This is a genomic window from Pseudoalteromonas sp. A3 (genome assembly GCF_025942345.1).
Lineage (GTDB): Bacteria > Pseudomonadota > Gammaproteobacteria > Enterobacterales > Alteromonadaceae > Pseudoalteromonas > Pseudoalteromonas atlantica.
In genome coordinates, this window is the sequence record NZ_JAPCKL010000006.1 from 24,823 (window position 1) to 34,018 (window position 9,196).

Sequence of the window (9,196 nt, forward strand, 5' to 3'; positions counted from 1 at the left end):
TATTCCTCTGCTCACAGTAAAGTAAAAAATGAGTGCTTATTTTAGTTAAGATATTTAACCAGATAGATAATTTATATTAAAAAAATTGCAGACTATACTAAATAAGCTCAGCCTTTTTATGCCTAGTAAACTTTGCATGCACTAATTTATAAAGTGCAGGCAATATTAATAGCGTCAGTAGAGTTGATGAAATAATTCCGCCAACCACAACCGTTGCCAGCGGCCTTTGTAGCTCAGCGCCGGTGCCTGTATTTAGCGCCATAGGAATAAACCCTAAACTCGCCACTAAAGCCGTCATAAGTACTGGGCGCAGGCGCGAGAGCGCACCGGTTTGTATTGCATCTATTAAACTAAGCCCATCGGCTCTTAACTGCTTAATAAACGACAGCATAACCACGCCATTTAATACCGCTACACCACTTAGCGCGATAAACCCCACACCTGCCGATATTGATAACGGCATATCGCGTAGCAGTAACGCAAGCACACCACCACTAAGGGCAAGTGGTACGCCGCTAAATATAATTAACGAATCACGAAGTGAATTAAACGCGCTATAAAGCAGGCCAAATATAAGTAATAAAGTAACCGGTACCACCAGCGATAGCCGCTTACTTGCCGATTCTAGTTGTTCAAACGTGCCGCCGTATTCAATCCAATAACCACTAGATAAATTAAGCTGCGAATTTAAAGCGGCTTGCGCATCGCTTACAAAGCTTGCTAAATCGCGCCCTTCTACATTTGCAGTTACTACAACATTACGCTTACCGCTTTCACGGTTTATTTGATTAGGCCCTTTATTAATACTAATATTTGCTACTTCCCCAAGCGGTACAAATGCAAGGTCGGGATTAGCACTTTTTGGCACTGCAACAGGTAAACGTGCAAGCTGTGTTACATCGCTCGACCAACGCTCATCTAAACGCACTAATAACGAAAAGCGTTTATCGCCTTCATAAATAAGCCCAGTTTGCACACCACCTATAGCAGCACTTACACTTTGCTGTATATCGGTTACTGTTAAACCTAGCAGCGCCATGTGGTCACGAAGCGGCGTAACCGAAAGCGTAGGCAGGCCTTCCATTTGCTCAAGGCGTACATCGGTTGCACCAGTAATATTTTGTACCAAGGCTGTGGCTTTCTCACCGAACTGTTTTAATGTTGATAAATCATCGCCATAAATACGCACAGCCACATCGGCGCGCACGCCAGCAATTAGCTCGTTAAAGCGCATTTCTATTGGTTGGGTAAACTCATAGTTATTACCGGGTACTTCATTGACTAAATGACGAATTTGCTTAACCAGTTCTTCTTTGCTTAAAGCGGGGTTAGGCCATTGCTCGCGCGGTTTTAACATTAAAAAGGTGTCGGCAACGTTAGGTGGCATAGGATCGTTTGCTACATCGGGAGTACCAATTTTTGAAAATACTTTTTCAACTTCAGGTATGGCTAAAATGGCTTGCTCTAGCTCTTTTTGCATTTTTACCGATTGCTCAATACCGGTACCGGTAATACGCAGTGCATGCATGGCTATATCGCCTTCATCTAGCTGCGGTAAAAACTCAGCGCCCATATTTTTAACTTTAAAGCCAAGTGCAATCACTAAAATACCCGCAATACATACCATCACCCACGGTAACTTAAGCGATAGACCAAGTAGCGGTTTATAGCCTTTTTTAATACCTCGCATAACTGCATTTTCGCTTTCACTCACCTTGCCACGTACGAATACCGCAATAGCGGCAGGTACAAAGGTAATGGCAAAAATAAGTGCGCCAACTAGTGCAGCTACAACGGTAAATGCCATTGGCTGAAACATTTTGCCCTCAACCCCGCTTAGTGCAAACAGCGGTAAATACACCAGCATAATAATTAAAATGCCAAATACTGCTGGGCTGAACACTTCTTTAGTGGCGGCGGTTACCACATTTAAACGCTCGTTTAGTGTAAGTAGCCTGCCATGCTTATGTTGCGCAAGGCCAAGTTGCCTTAAACAGTTTTCAACTACTATTACAGCGCCATCAACAATTAAACCAAAGTCGATTGCGCCTAGGCTCATTAAGTTACCCGACACTCTATTACCTACCATACCTGTAATGGCAAATAACATACTAAGCGGAATAACCATGGCCGTAATTAATGCGCCAGTTACATTACCCAGTAGTAGCAGTAAAATAACAACCACCAGCACCGCGCCTTCAAACAGGTTGGTTTTTACAGTGTCTATGGTTTTATCAACAAGGGTTGTTCTGTCGTACACGGGCTCAACCACTACACCAGCTGGTAAGCTAAGTTGTACATCTTTAAGTTTTTCAGCCATGGCTTTTGCCACTACGCGGCTGTTTTCACCAATGAGCATCATGGCGGTGCCAAGCACGGTTTCTTTACCATTATAAGTAGCGGCGCCGGTTCTGAGCTCTTTGCCTAAACGCACGTTGGCCACATCTTTTATGCGAACGGGTGCATCATCGCGCTTAGCAACCACGGTATTGGCTATATCATCAATGGTTTTTAATTGCCCTGGTGAGCGCACTAAATATTGCCCGTCAAAACGCTCTATAAACCCTGCACCTTGGTTACTGTTATTTAATTTAAGTGCTGTAATAACATCACTTAGCGTGAGCTTATAAGCGAGTAGTTTTTCTGGCATGGGCGCTACTTGGTACTGGCGCTCAAAGCCTCCTTGGCTGTTTATTTCGGTAACGCCTTTTACTTTTAATAGCTGCGGGCGAATAACCCAATCTTGCAGGGTACGTAAATCTTCTGCATTAAATGGCGTACCATCATCTTTTAATGCACCGTTATTTGCATGCACAGAATAAGTAAAAATCTCCCCTAGCCCGCTAGCAATTGGCCCTAAGTTTGGTTCAATATTGGCTGGCAAGTCTGATCGAATACTTTGTATGCGCTCTGATATTTGTTGGCGCGCCCAATAAATATCGGTGCCTTCATTAAAAATAACGGTAACTTGCGAAAGACCATAACGCGAAATTGAGCGGGTATAATCAAGCTTTGGAATACCCGCCATTGCAGTTTCAATTAAATACGTAATACGCTGCTCGGCTTCAAGCGGGGTAAAGCCCGGCGCTTTGGTATTTATTTGCACTTGCACATTAGTTATATCGGGTACGGCATCAACGGCTAAATTTTGTGTGTTGTATACGCCAAACCCAGCAAATAAAAGTGTGAGTGCAAGCACCATCATGCGGCGCTTAACCGCAAACGAAACTATCCAGTTAATCATGCTGCCTCCTAATGTGAATGGCTTGCGCCGCTTTTTAAAATATCGGCTTTAATTACATAACTGTTCTCAGTTACGTACTCACTGGTTGGCGAAAGCCCTTCAAGCACTTCTACCCATTCGCTGTTTTTAGCACCGAGTTTTACTGGGCGTACTTCAAACACATTGCCACTTTTTATAAACACGCTAGGTTTGCCGTTAAATTCCTGAATAGCAATCGCTTTGACGCGTACAGCCGCATCTACTTTTGCAGTACTAATGTCGCTATTAACATGCATACCTGGTCGCCAATGGCCATCAGGGTTTTTAAGCTCGATTCGCGCACGTGCAATGTGCCCGCCACTCATCATTGGGGCTATGTAAAACACCTCACCTTGGGCATTTAAATGATGATGTAAGTCGTACACTGTAGCGCTTTGCCCTATGGCGAGCTTTTCAATGTTATCGGGAAAGGCCGACAGCTCAACCCATACGGTTTCAAGGTTTACTATTTGCATTAAAGCGCTACTGGCAAGCTCGCCGCGCTTTAAATATTGCTCGGTAATAACACCTGTAATTGGGCTTTTTATGGTGTAATTTTGTAGGGTTTCGCGGTTGGTTATGCTGGCAAGCTTATCGCCTTTTTTAACGTTTTGGCCAATACTTACAAAAATATCGTTAACTAAGCCGGTATAAGGCGCCATTACTTCAACGGTGCTCTGCGCAGTGGGTGCTATAACACCAAATAAAGTATCGGTTAGCTCAACGCTACCTGCTTTTGCAATGTCAGTTTTAATACCAGCGCGTTCAACTGCTTTCTCGCTTAGCGTTGTGCGCCCTTCTTCTTGCTCATAATGATAATTTATTTCAGCGCCTTTATAGCGAGCCATTACATCAAGCTTAAAAGAATGCGGCTCGTTTACGCTCACGGTACTTACTAAATAGTCACCTTCAGCTTTAAAGCGAATTAGCTGTGGCTCTTCACTTAAACGCTGCACGTTTATGGTTACGTCCAACTGGTTTATATCAACGGTTTTATTGTCCTTAAACCCATATATTCGCAGCTCAGTATTACCGGCAAACTGGGTTAATTTAAGCTCTAAATCAAGGGCGTTATTGGTTAGTAAAAAGCCGCCATGCGGGCCTTTTTCTTGGTGTTCATCTTCATGGCCTTCTTCGTGACCTTCTGCGTGATGATTAGCCGACGCCATAGCCGTGCTACTTAAAAGTGGGAGTGTAAGTAATTGCGTAATTAATAATGCGATAAGAGTTTTATTCATGATTGATGAGTCTCAATTAAAGGTTGGCCAGTTAAACGCTCAAGGGTAAGGAGTACTTGATATAGCTCGCTATGGGTGTTGATAAGTGCGCGTTTAGAATCAAATAAAGCTTGCTGTGCATCGAGTAATTGCAATACCGATATTCGCCCTTGTTGATAGCTTTTTAAACTTTGTTTTATAAGCGTTTGCGCTTGTGGAATAACCTGCTGTGTTAAAAGCTGTGCCTGTGTGCTTTTGCCTTGGTAATACGCATAGAGCGTGCGTATTTGCTTACGTAACTGAATACGTAATTGCCCTTGTTGTTCATTAAGTAGCGTAAGTTGATGCTGTGCCGCCTCAATATTACCGCTATTAGCATTACTTAATTGCAGCGGCATTGAAAACGAAAACACAAACGAGCTGGCATCAGTTTGCTGGTTATATCGCACACCACCACCAAGGGTTAAATCACTTTGACCCGTTGATTTTTGCAGTGCTAAATTAGCCGTTTGTTGCATGTATTGCTGCTGTAGCAGTGCAAATTCTGGTGCTGCATTTACCATATCAAGTAGCGCGGCTTCACTTTTAATAGCAGCTATTTGTGATAAATCGCCCGCATAGTAATCACTCACTTGCTCCTCTTGCCAAAGCTCATTGAGTGCTAAGCGAGAGCGCTCAAATTCACTTTGTAGCATGGCCGTGTTTAAATCTACTTGGCTTAATGCATAACGCATGCGGGTTACATCAGCACTTGAGACCGCACCGGCTTTAGCGCGTTTTTCAATTGCGTTGAGTGCCTGCTTAACAGTGTTTTTACGCTCACTGTTTAGTGCAATTAACGCCTGAAATTTTAGCACTTGGTAATAACGCTCAGCGGTGGTTGCTAAAAGTGCTAACCGAGTATTTTTATACTCAATTGTTTGCGCTTTTATATTTGCAGTAGCGTAATTAATACGATTTTGGCGTTTATCGCCAAGCTCAATTAACTGGCTCAAAGCCAGCGTGTACTGCGCCCCCGAAAACGCATGAGAGCCATGAGTTCCTAAAAAGTTTTCAGCTTCAAAGCTCAGCTCAGGGTTAGGTGAAAGCGCGGCTTGGCTTTTAAGCGCGGTTAATATTTTTTGATGGTAAGGGTAGCGTTTAAGCTGTAAGTTTTGCTGCTCGGTATTTTTAAGCGCTTGCTTTAGCGTTAATACGTTTTGAGGCTCGCTTTTTGCCAAAGCGCTCAATGTTGGTAATGCACACAGTAGCGCCACCAGCATAAGTAGTTTTTTGTTCATATAGCATATCCGTTTTAACAAACAGAGTTGGCTTAATCACTATGCCTATTTTAAAAACAAGCGCGATTAAGCAACCTAAATATGTACATAACTAGCCTTGTAGCGAACAGGCGCAGGCAGTTATATACAAAGTGTTTAAAATTAAAAACTAGCTATAAAAATTGGGTGGCGGAACATCTGGTGGGTAATTTAAACCATTGTAGCAAGCAGGCTGAGCTGCTTGGCTTTTTTCAGGGTTTATAGAGTGATTTAGTGTACTGTAGTAACCACAGTGGCAATGTTGATGGGCATGAATTTCAGTAGGTGGTTGCGCGTCTTCATCGTTTGTATCGGCCACAGACTGAATGTGCGAAGCATGATCGACTTCTTCTTGTAAATGATACGCGGCAGCATCACAGCTAATAAAGCTGTGTACAAGCACAAGAAGTATCACGACTAAAAAGTAGTTTGAGCGCATCCATTACCTAATTAAATTTAAAGTAGGTTCCTATTTTACAAACTAGGAACAGCGGCATATTAAACCCGCACGCGTCTTGAGGTCAATAAACAACGCGCAAAACCGTTGATAAAAGTTTACTGCCCTTCGTCTACACAACATTCGTTTTGTAAAAAACCAATTACATCGTCTAAGCGCTGGTACATAGCCACGCAATAAAGCGTGCGCCCTTCGCGCCTTTGGCTAATTAGCCCAGCGTTAACTAAGCCCGATATATGGTGCGAAAGTGTAGAGCCCGCCATGCTTAGCTCTTCTTGTATATTGCCAACACTAATTCCAGTGTGCCCTGCTTTAACTACACGCTTATATATAGTTAAACGCGTAGGATGGCCTAATTCTTTTAATGCTTTTGCAACGTCGATAATTTCCATTACAACCTCGTAATTTCTAAATTATTAGAAATAATAACAATTTGAATCTTTAAATACAGCTTTATTAGCAAGTTACCTTAAAAGTTAAAAAATAAAACATTTAAAAACAAGGGCATAAAAATCATTTCTATATATCTAGAAATAAAGTATTGACGATATTGTTGCTCATCAATATACTTCCATAAAATTCGAAATATAACTTACTTAACGTAAGTTATACCTTGTGTACTTTGGAGTGCGTTATGAGTAATGAAATGCTAGCAATGGCAAAAGAGGCGTTAGGCATGTTTGCCTTTTTAGCTACAGAGTTAACTATTTTATTTATTGTTATTAGTTATTTAGTGGGTGTTTTACAGCTATTTATAACACCCGAAAAAATTCAATCCATTTTAAGTTCAAAAAACGGTAAGGGTTACGTTGTTGCTGCTTTATTGGGGGCTATTACACCATTTTGTTCGTGCTCAACCATTCCGTTTTTAAAAGGATTATTAAGAGCGAGAGCGGGCTTTGGCCCTATGATGGTATTTTTATTTGGCAGCCCGCTACTTAACCCGGTGATCATTGGGTTATTTGTAATTACCTTTGGCTGGCAGGTCGCTTTATTTTACTTTTTAGTGGCTATGGTGGTGTCGGTTGTTGCAGGCTATACCCTTGAAAAGCTAGGCTTTGAAAGGTATGTAAAACCAGAAGCTTACAACACAGAATCTACTAGTAGCTGCGCAAAACCAAGCTGTAGTGAGCCTAAAGAAGTTGAGCCAAGCTGTGCAACCACAAACTGCGGCGAACCTAAAGCAATAGAGCCTAAAAAAGCGCAGCCTAATCGCTGGGTAAAAGTGTGGCACGCCACCTTTAAAGACTTTAAACAAGTGTTTCCGTACTTAATGCTAGGGGTAGCAATAGGCTCGTTTATTTATGGCTTTATTCCTACCGAGCTAATTGCTAAATATGCGGGCGATGGTATGTGGTATGCCATTCCTATTGCAGCCATTATTGGTATTCCACTTTATATTAGAGCCGAAGCCGTTATTCCGCTCAGTGCCGCATTGGTCAAAAAAGGCATGGCGCTTGGCTCGGTAATGGCATTAATAATTGGCAGCGCGGGCGCAAGCTTAACAGAAGTTATTTTGCTTAAATCAATTTTTAAAAACCAAATGATAGCCGCCTTTTTGTTTGTCATTATTACTATGGCTATTGGTGCAGGCTTTTTATACCAAGCTATTTTTTAAATGCTCATTTTTCTAAACTCAGTGGGTGACACGCCCACTGATTTTTTAAACCGTTTAGAAAAATTAAATATATTAGGATACCCCACATAAGCGGCAATATGGGCAACAGGCCAGCGGGTATTTAGTAGCAAGTTTTTAGCCCGTTTAATACGTAAGTAAATAAGCTGCTGCATTGGGCTTTTACCAAATTGCGCTTGGCATAACCTATGTAAATGCGGTGCTGAGTAATGTACTTGTTCGCACATAGCCTCTATTGTCCAATCAAACTGCAGGCGCTCTTCTACTTCTAAAAACAAGCTAGTTAATCTGTTGTGTGAGCCTATTTGCGGCTCGCTTTGAAGCGTAGTATTTAAGTAATGGCTTAAAATAGGCATTACGCCTTCGCGCAAAGTAGCGTTTGCCTCGCTGTATAAAAGCTCCATCGCTAAATGTAATGGCGCTAATTGCTGATTAGTTAATACTTTAGCCTGCGCTAAATTTAAATGTTGCCAGCGCTTGGTATTTGCAAGGTTTAGCCAAATCACATCCCAGTTTTCGCTTGCTATTTCAACCTCAAAACTTTGCCGTGCTGGCAATATAGCTAAGCTATTTTCGGCAAGTGGATATTGGTTATTAATGGTTTTTAGCGTGCCCTGACCACCCAAAGTATAAAACAGAGTGTGTTCAAGCGGGTTAGTACGTGCAACACAATAATCGCCCAATAAATTTGAGCAACCTGCCAACTCTATTTCAAGGCTTGGCATTTGCGAAAGCGTGGCTAAATCAATAAACCGCTCTGTACACTCTGGGCCAATATCGAGTACATCTACAATGGTGTTGCGCATAATTTAAAATGATAGTTTTGGATAAATAAAAGAGAGCTTTAAGCATAACCGCAACGCATTATTTTAGCTATATTTAAGCCACTATAATTGCCACACATGCAATAGGACACGAATGAACTCACTACAGCACATAATTAACCGCCGCGATTGGGAAAACCCTATTTCGATGCAAGTTAATCAAGTAAAAGCGCACAGCCCACTTAATGGTTTTAAAAGCGTTGACCATGCCCGTACCAACACACAATTACAAAAACAAAGTTTAAACGGCCAGTGGGATTTTAAATTATTTGATAAGCCCGAAGCGGTTGATGAGTCATTACTAAGTGAGGCACTCGCCAGCGACTGGCAAAGTATTCCAGTGCCTTCTAACTGGCAACTACACGGCTTTGATAAACCTATTTATTGTAATGTTAAATACCCCTTTGCAGTAAACCCGCCATTTGTACCAAGCGATAACCCAACAGGTTGCTACCGCACTGAGTTTTCTGTTACGGCGGAGCAATTAGCTCAGCGTAACCAT

Annotated in this window: 8 protein-coding genes; 2 read left to right on the forward strand and 6 right to left on the reverse strand. The window is 42.0% G+C overall.

Annotation, left to right across the window (positions count from 1 at the left end; translation table 11 throughout):
- Nucleotides 1-97: 97 nt before the first annotated feature.
- The 5 genes from OIZ54_RS12090 to OIZ54_RS12110 all read right to left on the reverse strand — a co-directional run bounded on the left by OIZ54_RS12090 (nucleotide 98) and on the right by OIZ54_RS12110 (nucleotide 6,626).
- Nucleotides 98-3,244, reverse strand: a complete 3,147-nt coding sequence (locus OIZ54_RS12090) for an efflux RND transporter permease subunit (protein ID WP_264390474.1) — start codon at nucleotides 3,242-3,244, stop codon at nucleotides 98-100.
- 8 nt (nucleotides 3,245-3,252) lie between these two features.
- Entirely contained in the window at nucleotides 3,253-4,500 is a 1,248-nt protein-coding gene (locus OIZ54_RS12095; protein ID WP_264390475.1) for an efflux RND transporter periplasmic adaptor subunit, read from the reverse strand.
- Nucleotides 4,497-5,759 (reverse strand): TolC family protein, encoded by a 1,263-nt coding sequence (locus OIZ54_RS12100; RefSeq protein WP_264390476.1) that lies wholly within the window; start codon nucleotides 5,757-5,759, stop codon nucleotides 4,497-4,499. The genes OIZ54_RS12095 and OIZ54_RS12100 overlap by 4 nt, the downstream gene beginning before the upstream one ends.
- Nucleotides 5,760-5,907: 148 nt before the next feature.
- Entirely contained in the window at nucleotides 5,908-6,216 is a 309-nt protein-coding gene (locus OIZ54_RS12105; protein ID WP_054982781.1) for a hypothetical protein, read from the reverse strand.
- Between the two features lie 116 nt (nucleotides 6,217-6,332).
- Nucleotides 6,333-6,626 carry an ArsR/SmtB family transcription factor gene (locus tag OIZ54_RS12110; RefSeq protein WP_024033207.1) on the reverse strand — a complete coding sequence of 98 codons (294 nt, stop codon included), beginning with the start codon at nucleotides 6,624-6,626 and terminating at the stop codon, nucleotides 6,333-6,335.
- Nucleotides 6,627-6,868: 242 nt separating this feature from the next.
- Between OIZ54_RS12110 and OIZ54_RS12115 the strand changes: the two genes are divergently transcribed.
- Nucleotides 6,869-7,852, forward strand: coding sequence for a permease (locus OIZ54_RS12115; protein ID WP_029772945.1), 984 nt, complete (start codon nucleotides 6,869-6,871; stop codon nucleotides 7,850-7,852).
- Here the strand turns inward: OIZ54_RS12115 and OIZ54_RS12120 are convergent.
- Nucleotides 7,849-8,676 carry an AraC family transcriptional regulator gene (locus OIZ54_RS12120; RefSeq protein WP_264390477.1) on the reverse strand — a complete coding sequence of 276 codons (828 nt, stop codon included), beginning with the start codon at nucleotides 8,674-8,676 and terminating at the stop codon, nucleotides 7,849-7,851. The two genes, OIZ54_RS12115 and OIZ54_RS12120, sit on opposite strands and share 4 nt — an antisense overlap.
- Before the next feature lie 112 nt (nucleotides 8,677-8,788).
- Between OIZ54_RS12120 and OIZ54_RS12125 the strand changes: the two genes are divergently transcribed.
- Nucleotides 8,789-9,196 (forward strand): sugar-binding domain-containing protein (locus tag OIZ54_RS12125; RefSeq protein ID WP_413680524.1); only part of this gene is annotated, 408 nt, incomplete at its 3' end.

What these genes read in the sequence shown, in the direction of transcription:
- OIZ54_RS12115 (WP_029772945.1), top strand. Translation starts at nt 6,869, where the DNA reads ATGAGTAATGAAATGCTAGCAATGGCAAAAGAGGCGTTAGGCATGTTT.
- OIZ54_RS12110 (WP_024033207.1), bottom strand. Translation starts at nt 6,626, where the DNA reads ATGGAAATTATCGACGTTGCAAAAGCATTAAAAGAATTAGGCCATCCT.
- OIZ54_RS12100 (WP_264390476.1), bottom strand. Translation starts at nt 5,759, where the DNA reads ATGAACAAAAAACTACTTATGCTGGTGGCGCTACTGTGTGCATTACCA.
- OIZ54_RS12105 (WP_054982781.1), bottom strand. Translation starts at nt 6,216, where the DNA reads ATGCGCTCAAACTACTTTTTAGTCGTGATACTTCTTGTGCTTGTACAC.
- OIZ54_RS12120 (WP_264390477.1), bottom strand. Translation starts at nt 8,676, where the DNA reads ATGCGCAACACCATTGTAGATGTACTCGATATTGGCCCAGAGTGTACA.
- OIZ54_RS12090 (WP_264390474.1), bottom strand. Translation starts at nt 3,244, where the DNA reads ATGATTAACTGGATAGTTTCGTTTGCGGTTAAGCGCCGCATGATGGTG.
- OIZ54_RS12095 (WP_264390475.1), bottom strand. Translation starts at nt 4,500, where the DNA reads ATGAATAAAACTCTTATCGCATTATTAATTACGCAATTACTTACACTC.